Consider the following 20,439-nt stretch of genomic DNA (forward strand, 5'->3'; position numbering starts at 1 on the left):
CGTCCCCTACATAGGAATCAAACATGCTCGGAATCAATGACGCTGCCATTTTCATCATCCAGACCCTGGGCAGCCTGTACCTGCTGATCGTGCTGATGCGTTTTATCCTGCAACTGGTGCGGGCGAACTTCTACAACCCGCTGTGCCAGTTCGTGGTAAAGGCCACGCAGCCGCTGCTCAAGCCTCTGCGCCGGGTGATCCCGAGCCTGTTCGGCCTGGACATGTCGTCGCTGGTATTGGCGCTGCTGCTGCAGATCCTGCTGTTCGCGGTCATCCTGCTGCTCAATGGCTATCAGGCCACCACGCTGCTGTTGCTGCCGTGGGCCTTGATCGGGATCTTCTCGCTGTTCCTGAAGATCATTTTCTGGTCGATGATCATCAGCGTGATCCTGTCCTGGGTCGCTCCGGGCAGCCGCAGCCCGGGTGCCGAACTGGTGGCACAGATCACTGAGCCGGTGCTGGCACCGTTCCGTCGCCTGGTACCTAACCTGGGTGGCCTGGACATCTCGCCGATCTTCGCGTTTATCGCGATCCAGTTGCTGCAAAGCTGGGTGATTCCACGTTTGGCGTTCTATGCATTCATGCCCAAAGAACTGTTCGGTCTGATCTGACGACAATGTGGCGAGGGAGCTTGCTCCCGCTGGGCTGCGCAGCAGCCCCAAAACGGCCGACCGCGTTGCATATGCAAAATCGCGGCAACCGGACCGGGACCGCTTCGCGCTCCAGCGGGAGCAAGCTTCCTCGCCACAAAAAGCCTTAAAAACACCAGCCGCAGGCCTTTGCTTGCCGCTGGGTGCAGCGGTCTTTAGACTTACGCCTCATTTAAACGAGAGCAGGGTCGATGCCAACTGCCTTCCCCCCCGATTCTGTTGGACTGGTCGTGCCCCAAGTGGCGCACTTCAGCGAACCGCTGGCCCTGGCCTGCGGCCGTTCGCTGCCCGCCTACGACCTGATCTATGAAACCTACGGCCAACTGAACGCTACGGCCAGCAACGCCGTGCTGATCTGCCACGCCCTGTCCGGCCACCACCACGCTGCGGGTTTCCACAGCATGGACGAGCGCAAGCCCGGCTGGTGGGACAGCTGCATCGGCCCCGGCAAGCCCATCGACACCAACAAGTTCTTCGTGGTCAGCCTGAACAACCTCGGCGGCTGCAACGGCTCCACCGGCCCCAGCAGCCTCAACCCGGAAACCGGCAAGCCGTTTGGCGCCGATTTCCCGGTGCTGACCGTGGAAGACTGGGTGCACAGCCAGGCGCGCCTGGCCGACGTTCTGGGCATCGCCCAATGGGCCGCCGTGATCGGCGGCAGCCTGGGCGGCATGCAGGCCCTGCAATGGACCATCACCTACCCGGACCGCGTGCGCCATTGCCTGGCCATCGCCTCGGCCCCCAAGCTGTCGGCGCAGAACATCGCCTTCAACGAAGTGGCGCGCCAGGCGATCCTCACCGACCCCGAGTTCCACGGCGGTTCGTTCCAGGAAGCGGGCGTGATCCCCAAGCGCGGGCTGATGCTCGCGCGCATGGTCGGGCACATCACCTACCTGTCGGATGACTCCATGGGCGAGAAATTCGGCCGTGGCCTCAAGAGCGAAAAGCTCAACTACGACTTCCACAGCGTCGAATTCCAGGTCGAGAGCTACCTGCGTTATCAGGGCGAGGAGTTTTCCGGGCGTTTCGACGCCAACACCTACCTGCTAATGACCAAGGCCCTGGACTACTTCGACCCGGCGGCGAATTTCGACGATGACCTGGCGCGCACCTTCGAGGCGGCCACCGCCAAGTTCTGCGTGATGTCGTTCACCACCGACTGGCGCTTCTCCCCGGCCCGCTCGCGGGAATTGGTGGATGCGCTGATGGCCGCCAAGAAAGACGTCTGCTACCTGGAGATCGACGCACCGCAAGGCCACGACGCCTTTCTGATCCCGATCCCGCGCTACCTGCAGGCCTTCAGCAACTACATGAATCGAATAGCACTGTGAGAACGCCATGAGAGCCGACCTGGAAATCATCCAAGACTGGATCCCCGCCGGCAGCCGCGTGCTCGACCTCGGTTGCGGCGATGGCGAACTGCTGAGCTGGCTGCGCGACAACAAGCAAGTCACCGGCTATGGCCTGGAAAACGACCCGGACAACATCGCCCAGTGCGTGGCCAAGGGCATCAACGTGATCGAGCAGGACCTGGACAAGGGCCTCGGCAACTTTGCCAGCAACAGCTTCGACATCGTGGTCATGACCCAGGCCCTGCAAGCCGTGCACTACCCGGACCGGATCCTCGACGAAATGTTGCGCGTCGGCCGCCAGTGCATCATTACTTTCCCCAATTTCGGCCACTGGCGCTGCCGCTGGTACCTGGCCACCAAGGGCCGCATGCCGGTGTCGGACTTCCTGCCGTACACCTGGTACAACACGCCCAACATCCACTTCTGCACCTTTGAAGACTTCGAAGCGCTGTGCGGCGAGCGCGAAGCCAAAGTCATCAACCGCCTTGCCGTCGATCAACAGCATCGTCACGGCTGGGCGAGTAAGCTATGGCCCAACCTGCTGGGTGAGATCGGGATCTACCGGGTCAGCAGCCCGGGCCTGACGGACCACCAGATTGCCGTCTAACCATTTTCAAGGAGGACGATCATGAGTCGCCTGGCTGTTTTTCTACTCACCGCGTGCCTGAGCGTCAGCGCTATGGCGGCGGATGTTATCGATGGTAATCGTCAGAAAGAATTCGGCGATATCACGGTGCACTACAACACCCTGACCACCAGCTTCCTGACGCCGGAAATGGCTCAGGAAGCCGGGATCGTACGCAGCAAAGAGCTGGGCATGATCAATGTGTTCGTAAACAAGGGCGTCGAATCGATAGACGCCACCGTTACCGGCACAATCAAGGATCTGGGCGGCAAGAGCGAGATGCTGACGTTCAAGAAAATCACCCAGAAAGGTTCTACGCTTTACGTCGCCCAGTACCCGGTGCCGCAGCAGGAAACCAAGATTTTCACCATCAACGTTGAAACCGGTGGCAAAGCCCACGGTTTCAGTTTCAACCAGGAACTGTTTCCGGCGCAATGATGAACCTTACTCAACTCGTACTGGCCAGCCATAACGCCGGCAAGCTCAAAGAACTCCAGGCCATGCTCGGCGACTCGGTGCAACTGCGCTCGATTGGCGAGTTCAGCCAGGTAGAGCCGGAAGAGACCGGCCTGTCGTTTGTCGAGAACGCCATCCTCAAGGCCCGCAACGCCGCGCGTATTTCCGGCCTGCCGGCACTGGCTGACGATTCGGGCCTGGCCGTGGACTTCCTGGGCGGCGCGCCTGGCATCTACTCGGCACGTTACGCCGACGGTAAAGGCGACGCGGCCAACAACGCCAAGCTGCTGGACGCCCTCAAGGACGTGCCCGACGCGATGCGCGGCGCGCAGTTCGTCTGCGTGCTTGCCCTGGTGCGTCACGCCGATGATCCATTACCGATCCTCTGTGAAGGCCTGTGGCACGGGCGCATCCTGCACGCGGCCAGCGGCGAGCACGGCTTTGGCTACGACCCGCTGTTCTGGGTGCCGGAGCGCAACGTCTCCAGTGCCGAACTGAGCCCGGCCGACAAGAACCAGATCAGCCACCGCGCCCGCGCAATGGATTTGCTGCGCCAGCGTCTGGGCCTGAAATGACTCAGAACACCTCCGCGCAGCCACTGATTCTCGGTGGCGCGCAAACACCTCGGGCGGCCCTGCCTCACCTGCCGCCCCTGGCGCTGTATATCCACATCCCGTGGTGTGTGCGCAAATGCCCCTATTGCGACTTCAACTCCCACACCGCCAGCAAGGTGCTGCCGGAGGAAGAGTACGTCGACGCGTTGCTGGCCGACCTCGATCAGGACCTGCACGCGGTGTATGGCCGTGAGCTGAGTTCGATCTTTTTCGGCGGCGGCACCCCAAGCCTGTTCAGCGCTGCTGCGCTAGGCCGGTTGCTCAAGGGCGTGGAAGCGCGCATCCCGTTTGCCGGCGATATCGAGATCACCCTGGAAGCCAACCCCGGTACCTTCGAGCAAGAGAAGTTCGTGGCGTACCGCAAGCTGGGGATCAATCGGCTGTCGATTGGCATCCAGAGTTTCCAGCAGGAAAAACTCGAAGCCCTGGGCCGCATCCACAACGGTGACGAAGCCGTGCGTGCCGCCGGCATGGCGCGCCAGGCCGGGTTCGACAACTTCAACCTGGACTTGATGCACGGTTTGCCCGATCAGTCCCTGGAGGACGCCCTGGGCGACCTGCGCCAGGCCATTGCCCTAAAGCCCACGCATCTGTCCTGGTATCAACTGACCCTGGAACCCAACACCGTGTTCTGGAACCAGCCGCCCGTGCTGCCGGAAGACGACACCCTGTGGGACATCCAGGAAGCCGGCCAGGCGTTGCTCGCCGAACACGGTTACGCCCAGTACGAAGTCTCGGCCTACGCCCAACCGGGCCGGCCGGCGCGGCATAACCTGAATTACTGGAGCTTTGGCGACTTTATCGGCATCGGTGCCGGCGCCCACGGCAAGCTCAGCCATCCGGATGGGCGCATCGTGCGCACCTGGAAAACCCGGGCGCCGAAGGACTACCTCAACCCGGCGAAAAACTACCAGGCCGGCGCGAAAGAACTGACCAACGAAGAGTTACCGTTCGAGTTCCTGATGAACGCCCTGCGCCTCACCGACGGCGTCGAAGCCAGGCTTTACGCCGAGCGTACCGGCCTCGAACTGGCCAGCCTCGATGAAGCTCGCCGCGAGGCAGAACAAAGTGGCCTGATGCAGGTCGAACCGTCACGCCTGGCGGCCACCGACCGCGGGCAACTCTTTCTCAATGACCTGCTGCAGAAGTTTTTGAGCTGATTGCTCTTAAGGAAATCAAATGGATCTGGTACTCGACCTGCTCGCCACCGTATCCCGCTGGAGCCGTAGCAACCTGTCGGAAATCTCCCTGGCGTTGGTAGGCTGCCTGCTGGTGCTGTTTGGCGCCGACATCAAGGGCTGGGTCGAAGCACGGCTGGGCAGCATCGCGGGTGCGCTGCGCGTGCCGCTGATGGCGCTGGTGTGCATGATCGGCAGCGGTGCAGCACTGATCTATGCCACGCCGTGGATTGTTCGCGGGTTGAGCCAGTTCAACAACTACAGCCTGGCGCCGGTGTTGTTGGTGGTGCTGGTGTTGATTGGGGTGGTGGCGGATCGCCGCTGACCTTAAGCGCGGCACAAAACAAATGTGGGAGCGGGCTTGCTCGCGAATGCGGTGTGTCAGTCAGCGTAAATGTCGACTGATCTACCGCATTCGCGAGCAAGCCCGCTCCCACATTTTTTACTGCATTTCAAGCCTGGGACTTATCAGTCCACTTTCTCGAACTTCAAATCCCAAACCCCATGCCCGAGTCGCTCGCCGCGACGTTCGAACTTGGTGATCGGCCGCTCGGCCGGGCGCGGGACGCATTTGCCGTCTTCCGCCAGGTTGCGGTAGCCAGGGGCGACGTTCATCACTTCCAGCATGTACTCGGCATACGGTTCCCAGTCGGTGGCCATGTGCAGGATGCCGCCCACTTTCAGCTTGCTGCGCACCAGTTCCGCGAAGGAAGCCTGGACGATACGGCGCTTGTGGTGGCGGCTCTTGTGCCAGGGGTCCGGGAAGAACAGCATCAGGCGGTCGAGGCTGTTGTCGGCGATGCAGCGGTTGAGCACTTCGATCGCATCGCAGTCGTAGACCCGCAGGTTGGTCAGGCCCTGAGTCAGCACGCCGTTCAGCAGCGCGCCAACACCCGGACGGTGTACTTCAACCCCGATAAAATCCTGCTCCGGCGAAGCCGCGGCCATTTCCAGCAGGGAATGGCCCATGCCGAAGCCAATCTCCAGGGAGCGTGGTGCCGAGCGGCCAAACACCTGGTCGTAATCCACCGGCGCGTCTGCCAGCGGCAGGACGAACAGCGGCGTGCCCTGCTCCAGGCCCTTTTGCTGGCCCTCGGTCATGCGACCGGCGCGCATCACAAAACTCTTGATGCGGCGGTGCTTGGACTCGTCGCCTTCTTCCAGGGTGTTCGGCGTTTCGTTTGATTCAGTCATCAATGGCTCTTACTTGATCAGACCATCCAGCGGCGAGGAGGCGCTGGCGTAAAGTTTTTTCGGCATGCGCCCGGCGAGGTACGCCAGGCGGCCGGCGACAATTGCGTGGTTCATGGCTTCAGCCATCAGGACCGGCTGCTGCGCATGGGCGATGGCCGAGTTCATCAGCACCGCATCGCAACCCAGTTCCATGGCGATGGTGGCGTCGGAGGCAGTGCCCACGCCCGCATCCACCAGCACCGGGATCCTGGCTTCTTCAAGGATGATCTGCAGGTTGTACGGATTGCAGATACCCAGGCCGGAACCGATCAGACCGGCCAGCGGCATCACCGCGATGCAGCCGATTTCGGCCAGTTGGCGGGCAATGATCGGGTCATCACTGGTGTAGACCATCACGTCGAAGCCTTCCTTGACCAGGGTTTCGGCGGCCTTGAGGGTTTCGATCACGTTGGGGAACAGGGTTTTCTGGTCGGCCAGCACTTCCAGCTTCACCAGGTTGTGGCCGTCGAGCAGCTCACGGGCCAGGCGGCAGGTGCGCACGGCTTCGATGGCGTCGTAGCAACCGGCGGTGTTCGGCAGGAAGGTGTAGCGATCCGGCGACAGCACTTCGAGCAGGTTCGGCTCGCCCTCGATCTGGCCGAGGTTGGTGCGGCGTACGGCGAAGGTAACGATCTCGGCGCCCGAGGCTTCGATGGCCAGGCGGGTTTCTTCCATGTCGCGGTACTTGCCGGTGCCGACCAGCAGACGCGACTGGAAGGTACGACCGGCCAGGACGAAAGGCTTGTCGCTACGAACGATGCTCATGGGAAATCCTCGAGTTGGGGTGAGGTTCTGCAGAATGCGGGTTGGCGCCCTGGAGCGCCGGACGGCTAGCCGCCGCCGATGGCGTGGACCACTTCGACCTGGTCACCCTCGGTGAGCGCGGTCTCGACGTGCTGGCTACGCGGGACGATATCCTGGTTGAGCTCCACTGCGACGCGGCGTCCGGTCAAGTCCAGACGGGTCAGCAGGGCCGCAACGGTTTCACCGTCGGGCAGTTCAAAGGGTTCGCCGTTCAACTGAATGCGCATGCCACGGGCCGCCATCGTTTTTAGGGGCCAGCATTCTAGCGTGATTGGCGTTGCTGGCCCAAGCCCCTTGGTCAGGCAGCCTGTAGACGCCACGCCGCCAAACCGAGGAAGAACCAGCCCAGCAGGAACGCCAGGCCACCAAACGGGGTGATGATGCCGAGCTTGCTGATGCCGGTCATGGTCAGCACATACAGGCTGCCGGAGAACAGCAGGATGCCCACGGCAAAGGACACCCCCGCCCACGTCACCAGCCTGCCCGGAATGTGCGCCGCCAACAGTGCCACGCCGAACAGCGCCAGGGTGTGCACCAACTGGTAGGTCACGCCGGTGTGGAAAATCGCCAGGTACTCGGCGCTCAGGCGGTTTTTCAGGCCGTGGGCGGCAAACGCACCCAGGGCGACGCCGGTGAAACCGAAAAAGGCAGCCAGCATCAGAAAGCCACGCAACATGAGGAACTCCAGTCAGACTCAGGGGGCAGGGTCTGTATAATGGCCCGCTCAACGGGTTCGGCCAAGCCATCTCTATGCTGCGTCTCCTCTTCAAGCGTTTTCTCAAAGCCCTCAAGTGGTTTGCCATCGGCAGCGTGCTGCTGGTGCTGCTGTTCCGTTTCGTGCCACCACCGGGCACTGCGCTGATGGTTGAGCGCAAGGTCGAGTCCTGGGTCGACGGCGAGCCGATTGACGTACAGCGCACGTGGGTGCCGTGGGATCAGATCTCCGACGAACTGAAAGTGGCGGTGATGGCGGGCGAAGACCAGCGCTTCCCGCAACATTGGGGTTTTGATTTCGACGCGATCCAGGCGGCGTTGCTGCATAACGAGCGCGGCGGTTCGATTCGCGGCGCCAGCACCTTGAGCCAGCAGGTATCGAAGAACCTGTTTTTATGGACCGGCCGCAGCTATTTCCGCAAGGGCCTGGAAGCCTGGTTTACCGGGCTGATCGAGATTCTCTGGCCCAAGCAGCGAATTCTTGAGGTGTACCTCAACAGCGTGGAGTGGGATGAAGGCGTGTTCGGCGCCGAAGCGGCGGCGCGGCATCACTTTGGCGTGAGCGCCAAGGCGCTGACCCGCCAGCAGGCCACAGCTACGCGATCCAGTACATGGACCAGTTCACCACCGAGCCCAAGGGCGAGGCGGCAGACGGCGACCTGTTCGGTGATTCCGGCAACCCGCAGATCACCCTCGTGGGTACCAGCCACAGTGGCAAGAACTACAATTTCGCCGGCTTCCTGGAACAGGAAATCGGTGCCGACATCCTTAACGTCGCCTTCCCCGGTGGTGGCCTGGAAGGCTCGATGATCCAGTACCTGGGCAGCGAAGAATTCCAGAAGACCCCGCCGAAGATCCTGATCTGGGAATTCTCGCCGCTGTATCGCCTGGACCAGGAGACCATCTACCGCCAGATGATGTCGCTGCTGGACAACGGCTGTGAAGGCAAGACCGCCCAGATGAGCGCCAGCACCACGCTGAAACCCGGCAAGAACGAATTGCTGGTGAACAGTTCGAACAAAGACCTGCGCAACAGCAGTCACCAGGTCGACATCCGCTTCGCCGACCCATCGGTGAAAACCCTGCAAGCCACCCTCTGGTACATGAACGGGCGCCACGAGGACATCAAGATCGAGAAACCCGAAACATCCGATACAGACGGGCGTTTCGCCTTTGAACTGCGCACCGATGAAGACTGGGCCACGCAAAACCTGCTGGCCGTGGAAGTGCAGGGCCCTGAAGCGGGCCAGGCCGCGCAGAAAGTCGAAGCGAAAATTTGCACACGCAACGTATTCCCCGCCGGTGGTCAACAGACTGCTTCAACGGGGCAATGAGGTTACTTATGCAGAAGTTATTGATTCCAACGCTACTGGGCCTGGCGATGTTTGCCGGCCAAGTCAACGCCGCCGCACCACTGCGTCCGCCCCAGGGTTATTTCGCCCCGGTGGAAGCATTCAAGACCGGCGACTTCAAGAATGACTGCGACGCCATGCCGGCGCCGTACACCGGCTCGCTGCAATTTCGCAGCAAGTACGAAGGTTCGGACAAGGCTCGTTCCACCCTGAATGTGCAGTCCGAAAAAGCCTTTCGCGACAGCACCGCCGACATCACCAAGCTGGAAAAAGACACCAGTAAACGCGTGATGCAATTCATGCGCGACGGTCGTCCGGAGCAGCTGGAATGCACGCTGAACTGGCTCACGAGCTGGGCCAAGGCCGATGCATTGATGTCCAAGGACTTCAACCACACCGGCAAGTCCATGCGCAAATGGGCACTGGGCAGCATGGCGTCGGCCTATGTGCGCCTGAAGTTCTCCGACTCTCATCCGCTGGCCAACCACCAGCAGGAGTCGCAGTTGATCGAAGCCTGGTTCAGCAAAATGGCCGACCAGGTGGTGAGCGACTGGGACAACCTGCCGCTGGATAAAACCAACAACCACTCCTACTGGGCTGCCTGGTCGGTGATGGCGACCTCCGTCGCCGTGAACCGCCGCGACCTGTTTGACTGGGCCGTGAAGGAATACAAGGTCGGCGCCAACCAGGTGGATGCCCAAGGCTTCCTGCCGAACGAATTGAAGCGTCAGCAACGAGCCCTGTCGTACCACAACTACGCCCTGCCGCCGCTGGCGATGATCGCCAGTTTTGCCCTGGTGAACGGTGTGGACCTGCGCCAGGAAAACAACGGCGCGTTGAAACGCCTGGGTGACAAGGTGCTGGCCGGGGTGAAAGACCCGGAGATCTTCGAGCAGAAGAACGGCAAGGAACAGGACATGAAGGACCTCAAGGAAGACATGAAATTTGCCTGGCTTGAGCCCTTCTGCACCCTCTACACCTGCGCCCCGGATGTGATCGAGCGCAAGCACGGGATGCAGCCGTTCAAGACGTTCCGCCTGGGGGGTGACCTGACCAAGGTCTACGACCCGGCGCATGAGAAAGGCAACAAAGGCAGCTAGTCGCTGATCGTTCCCACGCTCCGCGTGGGAATGCAGCCAGGGACGCTCCGCGTCCCAAAAGCGGACGCAGAGCGTCCAGTGAGGCATTCCCACGCAGAGCGTGGGAACGATCACATAGCCCTCTCATTTCGGTGGGGGGGGTGGGGGGGCCGTTGGCCCTTGACTGTTGGTTAAACATGGAGAGATCGGGATGGTTTTCTCGTCCAATGTGTTCCTGTTCCTGTTCTTGCCGATCTTCCTCGGCTTGTACTACCTGAGCGGGCAACGCTATCGCAATCTGCTGCTGCTGGTTGCCAGTTATGTGTTCTACGCCTGGTGGCGAGTGGACTTCCTGGCGCTGTTCGCCGCCGTGACGCTGTGGAACTACTGGATCGGCCTCAAGGTCGGCGCGGCAGGCGTGCGCACCAAGCCGGCCCAGCGCTGGCTGCTGCTGGGCGTGGCGGTCGATCTGTGCATCCTCGGCTACTTCAAGTACGCCAACTTCGGTGTCGACAGCATCAACCTGATGATGAAGTCGGCGGGCCTGGAACCCTTCATCCTCACCCACGTGCTGTTGCCAATCGGGATCTCGTTCTACATCTTCGAGTCCATCAGCTACATCATCGACGTGTACCGCGGCGACACCCCGGCCACCCGCAACCTGATCGACTTTGCGGCGTTCGTGGCGATCTTCCCGCATCTGATTGCCGGCCCGGTGTTGCGCTTTCGCGACCTGGCCGACCAGTTCAACAACCGCACCCACACCCTCGATAAATTCTCCGAGGGCTGCACGCGGTTCATGCAGGGTTTCATCAAGAAGGTGTTTATCGCCGACACCCTGGCGGTGGTCGCCGATCATTGCTTCGCCCTGCAAAACCCCACCACCGGCGATGCCTGGCTCGGCGCACTGGCGTACACCGCGCAGCTGTACTTCGACTTCTCCGGCTACAGCGACATGGCCATCGGCCTGGGCTTGATGATGGGTTTCCGCTTCATGGAAAACTTCAAGCAGCCGTACATCAGCCAGTCGATCACCGAGTTCTGGCGGCGCTGGCACATCAGCCTGTCCACCTGGCTGCGTGACTACCTGTACATCACCCTGGGCGGCAACCGTAAAGGCACGCTGACCACCTACCGCAACCTGTTCCTGACCATGCTCCTCGGTGGCCTGTGGCACGGTGCGAACATCACCTACATCGTGTGGGGCGCCTGGCACGGCATGTGGCTGGCGATTGAAAAAGCCATCGGCCTCAACACCGCACCGCGCAGTTTCAACGTTGTGCGCTGGGCCTTCACCTTCCTGCTGGTAGTGATGGGCTGGGTGATCTTCCGCTCGGAAAACCTGCACGTCGCCGGCCGTATGTACGGCGCGATGTTCAGCTTCGGCGAGTGGTCGCTGTCGGAACTCAACCGCGCCAGCCTCACCGGCCTGCAAGTGGCAACCCTGGTGGTGGCGTACGCAACCCTGGCGTTCTTCGGCCTGCGGGACTTCTACAGCAACCGCCCACCGGAAAAAACCAAGCCTGCGGTGAACACCCAGGCCGATGGCCCGGCGACTGCGCAACCGGGCTTGATCAAGGCCGTACCGGGCGACAACCCGGGCAGCATCCATGAGCCCGGCTACACCGTGGGCACCGAGGCCACCGTGCAACCGGCCTACTGGAGCGCCACCTGGCCACGCTACGCCATGCGCGCCGCAGTACTGCTGCTGTTCGTGGCGTCGATTCTCAAACTTTCGGCGCAGAGCTTCTCGCCGTTCCTTTACTTCCAGTTCTGAGGGAGCCGACCATGACCCGTTCATTACGCGTCCTCTACATCGCCTTGTTCCTCGCCGTGCTGCTGGCGTTGGGCGCCTGGTCGATGCGCAGTTTCCTGGGCTTCAGCACCAACGCCGACGCCACCGTGCTCAACGGCCGCTGGACCAAGGCCGTCGAGACCCACTACGACGACCAGTTCCCGATCAAGCGCCTGGGCACCAACCTCTGGGCAGCGCTGGACTACAAGCTGTTCAACGAAGGCCGCCCTGGCGTGGTGATTGGCCGCGACCACTGGTTGTACAGCGACGAGGAATTCAACCCGATCGTCAACGAAGACCAGAACCTGCAAGGCAACTATGCCTTGGTGGAAGGCGTGCGCCAGAAGCTCAAGGCCCAGGGTATCCAACTGGTGATGGCGATCGTGCCGGCCAAGGTGCGGCTGTACCCGGAACACCTGGGTGAAGTGCAGCCGGCGAGCATCCACGCCGGTCTGTACCAGGACTTCCATGCCCGCATGGCCGCCGACAAGATCGTCGCCCCTGACCTGATGGGTCCGCTGCAACAGGCCAAGCTGCACGGCCAGCAAGTGTTCCTGCGCACCGACACCCACTGGACCCCGGACGGCGCTGAAGTGGCGGCCAAAGAATTGGCCAAGACAATTGCCAACAAAACGCCCCTGAGCGGCGAGCCTCAACGCTTTGTCACCGAAGCCGAGAAGACCGAGCCACACAAGGGCGACCTGCGCCTGTTCCTGCCGCTGGACCCGCTGTTCGAAAACCTGATGCCGCCCAAGGAGCCCCTGCAAAAACGCGTGACGCACCTGGCTGAAACCAAGGGCGACGATGCGCTGTTCACCGACAGTGAAACCCCGGTGGCCCTGGTGGGCACCAGTTACAGCGCCAACCCGAACTGGAACTTTGTCGGCGCGCTGAAGCAAGCCCTGGGCAGCGACGTCATCAACTACTCCGAAGACGGCCACGGCCCGATCCTGCCGATGCTCAGCTACCTGAAAAGCGACGACTTCAAGAACAGCCCGCCACAGGTGCTGATCTGGGAGTTTCCCGAGCGTTATCTGCCTGTGAACAACGAAATCGGCGATGCCGACCCGCAGTGGGTTGCGCAGCTCAAACAAGCCGGTATGCGCCAACAGAACATGGCTATCAACACCCCCACCGTTAAAAACATGAACTCCGAGACGCCCGACCGGGCGCAAAACTGAAAGAGAGGTAACTCACATGACTTTCACTACTAACCTCGCAAAAACTTTTGCCCTCGTCGCCGGCATGAGCGTTGTTTCGATGTCCGCCTTCGCCGGTGGCGACGCCGCCCTCTACGGTCCCGTCGCGCCAAAAGGCTCGAGCTTTGTGCGGGTGTACAACGCCAGCAACCAGGAAGTCAGCGCCACCGTCGGCAGCACCAACCTCAACGAGGTTGCACCGCTGGCCAGCAGTGACTTCAGCTTCATGCCGGGCGGTGACTACAGCGCCAAGGTCGGCAGCCAGACCCTGCCGGTCAAGCTCGCCGCCGACCACTACTACACCCTGGTCAGCAGCGGCAGCGGCCAACCGCAACTGATCGAAGAACCGCCGTTCAAGAACAAGCAGAAATCCCTGGTGCGCGTGCAGAACCTCAGTGACAAGTCGCTGACCCTGAAAACCGCCGATGGCAAGACCGACGTGGTCCAGGCCGTGGCCGCCAAGGGCCGTGGCGAGCGCGAGATCAACCCGGTGAAGGTCAGCCTGGCGCTGTATGAAGGCGATAAAAAAGTCGGCGACGTGAAGCCGGTAGCTCTGGAACGCGGTGAGGCCGCAGTGCTGTACGTCACCGGCACCGGCGCCAACCTGTCGCCAGTGTGGGTGAAACGCCCTGTGTCGACCCGCTGATTAGATTTTCAGATTGACGCTGCCCCCTGTGGGAGCTGGCTTGCCTGCGATGCGGACAACTCGGTGTATCAGGTACACCGAGGTGATGCCATCGCGGGCAAGCCCGGCTCCCACAGGCTCTAACCAAATTTGATTCAAGGAGAAACACCATGATCCCAGTAATCCTTTCCGGTGGTAGCGGCTCACGTCTTTGGCCGCTTTCGCGTAAACAGTTTCCCAAGCAGTTCCTGGCCCTGACCGGCGAGCACACCTTGTTCCAGCAAACCCTGGAGCGCCTGGTGTTCGACGGCATGGACGCGCCCATCGTGGTGTGCAACAAGGACCACCGCTTTATCGTCAACGAGCAACTGGCTGCCCGCAAACTGGAAACCCAGCGCATCCTGATGGAGCCGTTCGGCCGCAATACCGCGCCGGCCGTGGCCCTGACGGCGATGATGCTGGTCAACGAAGGCCGCGACGAACTGATGCTGGTGCTGCCCGCCGACCACGTGCTGGATGACCAGAAAGCCCTGCAACGCGCCCTGGCCCTGGCCACTGTGGCGGCTGAGCGTGGCGAAATGGTGCTGTTCGGTGTGCCGGCCACCCGTCCGGAGACCGGCTACGGCTATATCAAGTCGACCAACGATTCGCTGCTGCCCGAAGGCGTCAGCCGCGTGCAACAGTTCGTGGAAAAACCCGATGAAAAACGCGCCGCCGAATTCGTCAAGAGCGGTGGTTATTTCTGGAACAGCGGCATGTTCCTGTTCCGTGCCAGCCGCTTCCTCGAAGAGCTGAAAAAACACGACCCGGACATCTACGACACCTGCCTGCTGACCCTGGAACGCAGCAACCAAACCGCCGACACCATCGACATCGACGAATCCACCTTCGCCTGCTGCCCGGACAACTCCATCGACTACGCCGTGATGGAAAAAACCCAACTGGCCTGCGTGGTGCCGTTGACTGCCGGCTGGAGCGACGTGGGTTGCTGGGCATCGCTGTGGGACGTGAATGAAAAAGACGCCAACGGTAACGTCAGCAAGGGCGACGTGGTGATCCAGGACAGCAAGAACTGCATGATCCACGGCAACGGCAAGCTGGTGTCGGTGATTGGCCTGGAAAACATCGTGGTGGTGGAAACCAAGGACGCGATGATGATTGCCCACAAGGACAAGGTCCAGGGCGTCAAGCAGATGGTCAACACCCTCAACGAGCAGGGCCGCAGCGAAACCCAGAACCACTGCGAGGTGTACCGTCCATGGGGCTCGTACGACTCGGTGGATATGGGCGGGCGCTTCCAGGTCAAGCACATCTCGGTGAAACCGGGCGCGTGCCTGTCGTTGCAGATGCACCACCACCGCGCCGAACACTGGATCGTGGTCAGCGGCACCGCCGAAGTCACCTGTGACGAGAACGTGTTCCTGCTCACCGAAAACCAGTCCACCTACATCCCGATTGCCTCGGTGCACCGTTTGCGTAACCCGGGCAAGATTCCATTGGAGATTATCGAGGTGCAGTCCGGCAGCTACCTGGGTGAAGACGATATCGAACGCTTTGAAGATATCTACGGTCGATCCACGCCAATCGAGCGTGGCGTGTCGGTAAAAACCATCGTGCAGTAAACAGAGCAACACAACAAGCCCCCGCCCCACCGACTGCGTCCCCTATCCGCAGCCGGTGGGCCCGGGGGCTTTTTCTTTGGGGCCGGGGAACCCGAAGATGGTCAACTCCACCTACGCTTGGTTAGGATGCCCGTTCCGTTTTCGAGGTTGTTGCCATGTTCTTTGGTGTCTTGCTGATTATCACCTGGCTGATCCTCTTGCTGCGCTACCCCGCCAGGGCGTTGCCGGTTTCCCTCGCGGCCGCCGTCGGCCTGGGCCTGGTGGCGGTATGGGTGGTGTGGCTGGACAACCGCGAGGCCCAGCAATTGGCACGCCTGGAACTGCGTACCGTCTACGCGCCGAAAGAATGCCCGGCAGACCGCCCGCTCAAGCTCACCTTGAACAACGGCAACAACGTACCGCTGACCGAACTGCGTTGGCGCATCGCCGCGTATGCGCCGGGCGATACGGTCAACCTGGCAGACAACGTGTACGCTGCCCCGCGCTATCGCGGCCCCGGCGAACTGCAGGCCGGCGCCACCTGGGAAGACTGCCTGCCAGTGCCGCCGCTGCGCCCCGGCTACCGCCCGCAAACCCTGGAATTTCGTGCCGAGCATTTGCAAGGCAGCTTCTCTGACTGATAACGACAAAGGACTGATCCATGCCCAACGTACTGATCACCGGGTGCTCCAGTGGCATTGGCCGTGCCCTGGCGGACGCCTTCAAGCAAGCCGGCTTTGACGTGTGGGCCAGCGCCCGGCGCAGCGAGGATGTGGCGGCACTTGCCAGCGCCGGCTTTAACGCGGTGCAACTGGACGTCAACGACAGCGCTGCACTGGCGCAGTTGGCCGGGCAGGTCGGCGAGCTGGATGTGCTGATCAACAACGCCGGCTATGGCGCCATGGGTCCGTTGCTCGACGGCGGCACCCAGGCGATGCAGCAGCAATTCGAGACCAACGTATTCTCAGTGGTCGGCGTGACTCAGGCGCTGTTCCCGGCCCTGCGTCGCCGTAAAGGGTTGGTGGTGAATATCGGCAGCGTGTCCGGCGTGTTGGTCACACCGTTCGCCGGTGCGTATTGCGCCTCGAAAGCCGCAGTGCATGCCTTGAGTGATGCGTTGCGCATGGAGCTCGCACCGTTCGGCGTGCGGGTGATGGAAGTGCAGCCAGGCGCCATCGATACAAGTTTTGCAAAAAACGCCGGCACCCAGGCCGAACTGTTGATCAATGAAAAGTCGCCCTGGTGGCCACTGCGCGAAAGCATCCGCGCCCGGGCCAAGGCCTCCCAGGATCGGCCTACGCCCGCTCGCGATTTTGCCGCGGACGTGCTCAAGGCCGTGCAACAGGGCACGCCGCCGCGCCTGTTGCGCTCGGGTAATGGTTGCCGGGCACTGCCATTGATGGCGGCGTTGCTGCCCAAGGGCTTGCTGGAGACTGTCTTGAAAAAACGCTTTGGCCTGAGCGGCCAGCTCTAAGAGCCCCCGCCTCCCCGTGGCGAGGGAGCTTGCTCCCGCTGGGCTGCGCAGCAGCCCCAAAACCACCCATCCAAGTTTCCTGAAAGAATGCGCTGACCTTTTCAGGGGTGCTTCGCCCCCCAGCGGGAGCAAGCTCCCTCGCCACACGGTTTCTCGGCTGATCAGCCTTTCATGAAATCAATGAAGGCCCGCACTTTCAGGGGCAAATGCCGGGTATCCGGGTACAACGCGTACACCCCCTGCGGCGCAAATCGATACCCCGGCAGCAACCGCACCAAACGCCCCGCATCCAGGTCTTCCTGCACCAGCCACTGGGGCAGGATCGCCACGCCATGCCCGCGCACGGCAAACGCCTGGAGAATCGCGGCACTGTCGGCAACCAGTGAAGCCTTGCCGGGGCCTGGACGGTACAGGTGCTCATGGCCGGCCGGGTCGAGCACCGTCAACTCCGTCAGCCGCCCGTGCCCCAGCTTGGGCAGTTGCTCCAGTTCTTCCAGCGTGGCGACCCCGGCAAACCCCGGTGCAGCCACAGCGAGGATTTCGTAGCTCGACAGCTGCACAGCCCGATGATTGGAGTCGAGCATCCGCCCCAATCGAATAGCCACATCGAAGCGCTCGGAGATCAGGTCGGCGTGGCTGGAGGAGGTGGATAACTGGATGTTCAATTCCGGGTGCAGGCCGCGAAAGGTTTCCACTGCCGGCACCACCACCGCCAATCCGTATTCGACGGTGGTGGTGATCCGCAATGTGCCCTTGAGCTGGCTGTGCTCCGAACGGGCCTCTTCCACCGCCAGGCGCGCTTCTTCCAGCATGCGCGTGCAGCGCAGGTAAAAGCGTTCGCCCGCATCGGTCAGTGCCAGTTGCCGAGTACTGCGGGTCAGCAGGGTCACGCCCAGCTCGGCTTCCAGGCGCTTGAGGTTGAAGCTCACCACTGCTCGCGTCTGCCCGAGGACATCAGCGGCTGCCGTCAACGAACCGGCCTCGACCACGGCCTTGAAGGTGTCGAAACGATCCAGGCTGACCATATGCCACGCGATCCTTTGTCAAAATATTTTTGACAAACTAACAGTCAAACCGCTGTTTCCCAAGTGCCCGCACCCGCCTACCCTGCCGCCATCCACAGCAGGAACCGCGCAATGACCTACCGCTCGAAAGTTACCTGGATCTTTCTACTGGGCTTCGCCCTCGACCTGGTGAACATGTTTGTCGCCACCATCGCTTACCCGGACATCGCCCGCGAGTTGCACGCCTCGGTCACGCAACTGGCATGGATCGGCAACGCCTACATGCTCGGCCTGACCGTGGTGATTCCCCTGAGCGTTTGGCTGGCGGCGCTGCTGGGTGAGCGCCGGTTGATTGCCGTCAGCCTGTTGCTGTTCGGCGTAGCCTCGGTGCTGGTGGGCCAGGCTGCCTCGATTGAAGCGCTGATCGGCTGGCGCCTGTTGCAGGGCTTGGGTGGCGGCTTGTTGATTCCGGTGGGGCAAGCCTTGGCCTATCGGCATTTTCCGCCGGCAGAACGCAGCCAACTGACAGCCAGGGTCATGCTGGTGGCGCTGCTGATTCCGGCGTTGTCGCCAGCATTGGGCGGCCTGGTGGTGGACAGCGTGTCGTGGCGCTGGATCTTTTTCGCCAACCTGCCGCTGGCGCTGATCACCGTGATGCTGACCTTGCGCTGGCTGGTGGCAGACACGCCCGCGTCCACACGCCCGGCGCTGGAGTTCGGTCACGTATTGGGCCAGGCTCGCCGCCCGATGCTGCGGGTCGCGATGCTGGTTTACCTGTTCATCCCGGGGGTGTTTATCGGCACCAGCCTGGTGGCGATTCTTTATCTGCACGGTCTTGGCTTTACCGCCAGCCTCATCGGCGCGCTGATGCTGCCGTGGGCGCTGGCCTCGGGGCTGGCGATTGCCTTGAGCAAAAAACTGTTCAATCGCTGCGGGCCGAGGCCGCTGCTGCTGGCGGGCATGCTGCTGCAAGCCCTCGGCATCCTGTTGCTGATCGAGCCGCATCCGGTTGTCGTGGTGCTCGCCTACCTCCTGATGGGCCTGGGTGGCAGCCTGTGCAGCAGCACCGCGCAAACCCTGGCCTTTCTCGACATTCCGGCCGAGCGCATGGGGCATGCCAGCGCCTTGTGGAACATCAATCGGCAATTGAGTTTTTGCCTCGGTGCCGCCGTGCTCAGTGGGGTGCTGGCTGCGCTGGACTCGTTCACCGTCACCTTCGCGATTGCCGCAGCGTTGACCCTGTTTCCGTTATTTGCCGTACTGTGCCTGGATGCGTCCAAGGTACGGACACTGCTTCACCCTGCCAGCGAGCCCACACGATGATTGACTACCGCGATTTTTTTGATGAAGTGATCCAGGCCCATGTCGAGATCGAACAATGGTTTGCCGGCACAGCCCCCGAGGGAACACTGGAGGTTTTGCTGAGGCGTTTTTCGCCGGACTTTTCCATGATCACCCCGGCGGGCAAACAACTGGATTTTGCACTGCTCAACCAGCTGTTCAGCCAGGCTGGCGGCAAGCGGCCCGGGTTCAGGATCAGCCTCAGCGAGTTTGCCGGGATTGACCGACATGCCCGTGGCGCGACGGTGAGTTATCGCGAGCAGCAGGTGGATGGCAGCGGTGCCCAAACCGATCGGCGATCGACCGTGGTGTTTGAAAAGCAGGCCAGTGGCGCCCTGCTGTGGCGCCACTTGCACGAGACGTTTCTACAGGCCTGACACGGTCAAAATGTGGGAGCGGGCTTGCTCGCAAATGCGGTGGATCAGTCGATATTTTCGTTGACTGACACACTGCCTTCGCGAGCAAGCCCGCTCCCACATTCAGTTCTGTGTTTGGTTGACGATCACGGTGCAGGTGATCCCCGCCGCCAACAGCACACCTTCCGGCACTTCATCGATATGAATCCGCACCGGCACCCGCTGGGCCAGGCGCACCCAGTTGAACGTCGGGTTCACATCGGCGATCAACTCGCGGCTCTCCGGGTTGTCCCGGTCGTAGATGCCGCGCGAAATGCTTTCCACGTGGCCCTTGAGGGTTTCGCCGCTCATCAACTGCATGTCGGCCTTGTCCCCGACTTTGACGTGGGGCAGCTTGGTTTCTTCGAAGAAGCCGTACACCCAGAACGAGTTCATATCTACCACCGCCATCTTCGCCTCGCCAATACGCGCGTAGTCGCCACGGTGCACGTTGAGGTTGGTGACGTAGCCGTCGACCGCCGCCACCACCTGGGTGCGCTTGAGGTTCAGTTGCGCCGCTTCAAGCTGGGCCAGGGCATGTTGGTAGTCGGCCAGGGCCGAGTCGGCGATGTTACTGGCGTCGTCGCGGTTTTCCTTGGAGATCACCAGGGCGTCGAGGTCGGCGCGGCGGTGGGCGTTGACCTTGCGCATCTCCCAGGTGGCCTTGCGGGACGCCACCTGGGATTGCGCCTGCTTGACCGCAATCTGGTAATGCTCAGGGTCGATCTGCATCAGCAGGTCGCCCTTTTTCACCAACTGGTTGTCACGCACCGGAACGTTGACCACTTCGCCGGTGACGTCGGCGGCGACGTTGATGATGTCGGCGCGCACCCGGCCATCGCGGGTCCAGGGGGTTTCCATGTAGTGCACCCACAACGTGCGGCCAATCCAGATCGCCAGGGCCAGTACCAGCAAGGTCGCGAGCAGGCTGAAAAACTTTTTCATCGG

Annotated in this window: 22 protein-coding genes and 2 pseudogenes; 18 read left to right on the top strand and 6 right to left on the bottom strand. The window is 61.7% G+C overall.

The window, feature by feature from the left end:
• Positions 1-23 precede the first annotated feature (23 nt).
• The 7 genes from A462_RS19980 to A462_RS19950 all read left to right on the top strand — a co-directional run bounded on the left by A462_RS19980 (position 24) and on the right by A462_RS19950 (position 5,200).
• Positions 24-611, top strand: coding sequence for a YggT family protein (locus A462_RS19980; protein ID WP_003213764.1), 588 nt, complete (start codon positions 24-26; stop codon positions 609-611).
• A 230-nt stretch (positions 612-841) separates the two neighbouring features.
• Positions 842-1,981 (top strand): homoserine O-succinyltransferase MetX, encoded by a 1,140-nt coding sequence (metX, locus tag A462_RS19975; RefSeq protein ID WP_008434158.1) that lies wholly within the window; start codon positions 842-844, stop codon positions 1,979-1,981.
• 7 nt (positions 1,982-1,988) lie between these two features.
• On the top strand, positions 1,989-2,609 hold the full coding sequence (gene metW / locus A462_RS19970) for a methionine biosynthesis protein MetW (protein ID WP_003213768.1): 621 nt from the start codon (positions 1,989-1,991) through the stop codon (positions 2,607-2,609).
• A gap of 21 nt (positions 2,610-2,630) precedes the next feature.
• Entirely contained in the window at positions 2,631-3,065 is a 435-nt protein-coding gene (locus tag A462_RS19965) for a DUF4426 domain-containing protein (protein WP_003213770.1), read from the top strand.
• On the top strand, positions 3,062-3,658 hold the full coding sequence (gene rdgB / locus A462_RS19960) for an RdgB/HAM1 family non-canonical purine NTP pyrophosphatase (protein WP_008434161.1): 597 nt from the start codon (positions 3,062-3,064) through the stop codon (positions 3,656-3,658). The genes A462_RS19965 and rdgB overlap by 4 nt, the downstream gene beginning before the upstream one ends.
• A complete protein-coding gene (hemW, locus tag A462_RS19955; RefSeq protein WP_008434163.1) occupies positions 3,655-4,857 on the top strand; it encodes a radical SAM family heme chaperone HemW in 1,203 nt (400 codons plus the stop codon). Before rdgB ends, hemW begins: the two co-directional genes overlap by 4 nt.
• Positions 4,858-4,876: 19 nt before the next feature.
• Positions 4,877-5,200 carry a DUF3392 domain-containing protein gene (locus A462_RS19950; RefSeq protein WP_003213776.1) on the top strand — a complete coding sequence of 108 codons (324 nt, stop codon included), beginning with the start codon at positions 4,877-4,879 and terminating at the stop codon, positions 5,198-5,200.
• Positions 5,201-5,343: 143 nt separating this feature from the next.
• Here A462_RS19950 and trmB read toward each other — a convergent pair whose 3' ends face one another.
• From trmB to A462_RS19930, 4 genes are all read right to left on the bottom strand, one after another.
• Positions 5,344-6,069 (bottom strand): tRNA (guanosine(46)-N7)-methyltransferase TrmB, encoded by a 726-nt coding sequence (gene trmB, locus A462_RS19945; RefSeq protein WP_003213778.1) that lies wholly within the window; start codon positions 6,067-6,069, stop codon positions 5,344-5,346.
• A gap of 9 nt (positions 6,070-6,078) precedes the next feature.
• Positions 6,079-6,873: a thiazole synthase gene (locus A462_RS19940; RefSeq protein WP_008434166.1), complete on the bottom strand. Its 795-nt coding sequence runs from the start codon at positions 6,871-6,873 to the stop codon at positions 6,079-6,081.
• Between the two features lie 65 nt (positions 6,874-6,938).
• On the bottom strand, positions 6,939-7,139 hold the full coding sequence (thiS, locus tag A462_RS19935; protein ID WP_008434168.1) for a sulfur carrier protein ThiS: 201 nt from the start codon (positions 7,137-7,139) through the stop codon (positions 6,939-6,941).
• Between the two features lie 71 nt (positions 7,140-7,210).
• Positions 7,211-7,588, bottom strand: coding sequence for a DUF423 domain-containing protein (locus tag A462_RS19930; protein ID WP_003213781.1), 378 nt, complete (start codon positions 7,586-7,588; stop codon positions 7,211-7,213).
• 74 nt (positions 7,589-7,662) lie between these two features.
• Between A462_RS19930 and mtgA the strand changes: the two are divergent.
• From mtgA to A462_RS19895, 9 genes and pseudogenes are all read left to right on the top strand, one after another.
• A pseudogene (gene mtgA / locus A462_RS33310) lies at positions 7,663-8,220 on the top strand (monofunctional biosynthetic peptidoglycan transglycosylase); the annotation flags it as partial.
• Positions 8,214-8,960 (top strand): annotated as a pseudogene (locus tag A462_RS0132425) (alginate biosynthesis protein AlgX); the annotation flags it as partial. The pseudogenes mtgA and A462_RS0132425, both read left to right, overlap by 7 nt.
• An 8-nt stretch (positions 8,961-8,968) precedes the next feature.
• On the top strand, positions 8,969-10,078 hold the full coding sequence (locus A462_RS19925) for a mannuronate-specific alginate lyase (RefSeq protein WP_008434173.1): 1,110 nt from the start codon (positions 8,969-8,971) through the stop codon (positions 10,076-10,078).
• Between the two features lie 190 nt (positions 10,079-10,268).
• Complete coding sequence (locus tag A462_RS19920) at positions 10,269-11,834, top strand: MBOAT family O-acyltransferase (protein ID WP_008434176.1); 1,566 nt, start codon at positions 10,269-10,271, stop codon at positions 11,832-11,834.
• 11 nt (positions 11,835-11,845) lie between these two features.
• Entirely contained in the window at positions 11,846-13,033 is a 1,188-nt protein-coding gene (locus tag A462_RS19915; protein ID WP_008434178.1) for an alginate O-acetyltransferase, read from the top strand.
• 16 nt (positions 13,034-13,049) lie between these two features.
• The gene (locus A462_RS19910) at positions 13,050-13,697 is read left to right on the top strand and encodes an alginate O-acetyltransferase AlgF (RefSeq protein ID WP_008434181.1); all 648 of its coding nucleotides are present in this window, start codon (positions 13,050-13,052) and stop codon (positions 13,695-13,697) included.
• 149 nt (positions 13,698-13,846) lie between these two features.
• Positions 13,847-15,298: a mannose-1-phosphate guanylyltransferase/mannose-6-phosphate isomerase gene (locus A462_RS19905; protein WP_008434182.1), complete on the top strand. Its 1,452-nt coding sequence runs from the start codon at positions 13,847-13,849 to the stop codon at positions 15,296-15,298.
• A 155-nt stretch (positions 15,299-15,453) separates the two neighbouring features.
• Positions 15,454-15,918, top strand: coding sequence for a hypothetical protein (locus A462_RS19900; protein ID WP_003216273.1), 465 nt, complete (start codon positions 15,454-15,456; stop codon positions 15,916-15,918).
• A 20-nt stretch (positions 15,919-15,938) separates the two neighbouring features.
• Entirely contained in the window at positions 15,939-16,751 is an 813-nt protein-coding gene (locus tag A462_RS19895) for an SDR family oxidoreductase (RefSeq protein WP_008434183.1), read from the top strand.
• A 161-nt stretch (positions 16,752-16,912) separates the two neighbouring features.
• Here A462_RS19895 and A462_RS19890 read toward each other — a convergent pair whose 3' ends face one another.
• A complete protein-coding gene (locus tag A462_RS19890) occupies positions 16,913-17,776 on the bottom strand; it encodes a LysR family transcriptional regulator (protein ID WP_003216270.1) in 864 nt (287 codons plus the stop codon).
• A gap of 111 nt (positions 17,777-17,887) precedes the next feature.
• Here A462_RS19890 and A462_RS19885 point away from each other — a divergent pair, with 111 nt between their 5' ends.
• A complete protein-coding gene (locus tag A462_RS19885) occupies positions 17,888-19,078 on the top strand; it encodes an MFS transporter (protein ID WP_008434184.1) in 1,191 nt (396 codons plus the stop codon).
• Positions 19,075-19,473 (top strand): hypothetical protein, encoded by a 399-nt coding sequence (locus A462_RS19880; protein WP_008434185.1) that lies wholly within the window; start codon positions 19,075-19,077, stop codon positions 19,471-19,473. Before A462_RS19885 ends, A462_RS19880 begins: the two co-directional genes overlap by 4 nt.
• A gap of 102 nt (positions 19,474-19,575) precedes the next feature.
• Here A462_RS19880 and A462_RS19875 read toward each other — a convergent pair whose 3' ends face one another.
• The gene (locus A462_RS19875; protein ID WP_008434186.1) at positions 19,576-20,436 is read right to left on the bottom strand and encodes an efflux RND transporter periplasmic adaptor subunit; all 861 of its coding nucleotides are present in this window, start codon (positions 20,434-20,436) and stop codon (positions 19,576-19,578) included.
• Between the last annotated feature and the right edge of the window lie 3 nt (positions 20,437-20,439).

It is taken from the genome of Pseudomonas sp. Ag1, from assembly GCF_000278565.1.
GTDB lineage: Bacteria > Pseudomonadota > Gammaproteobacteria > Pseudomonadales > Pseudomonadaceae > Aquipseudomonas.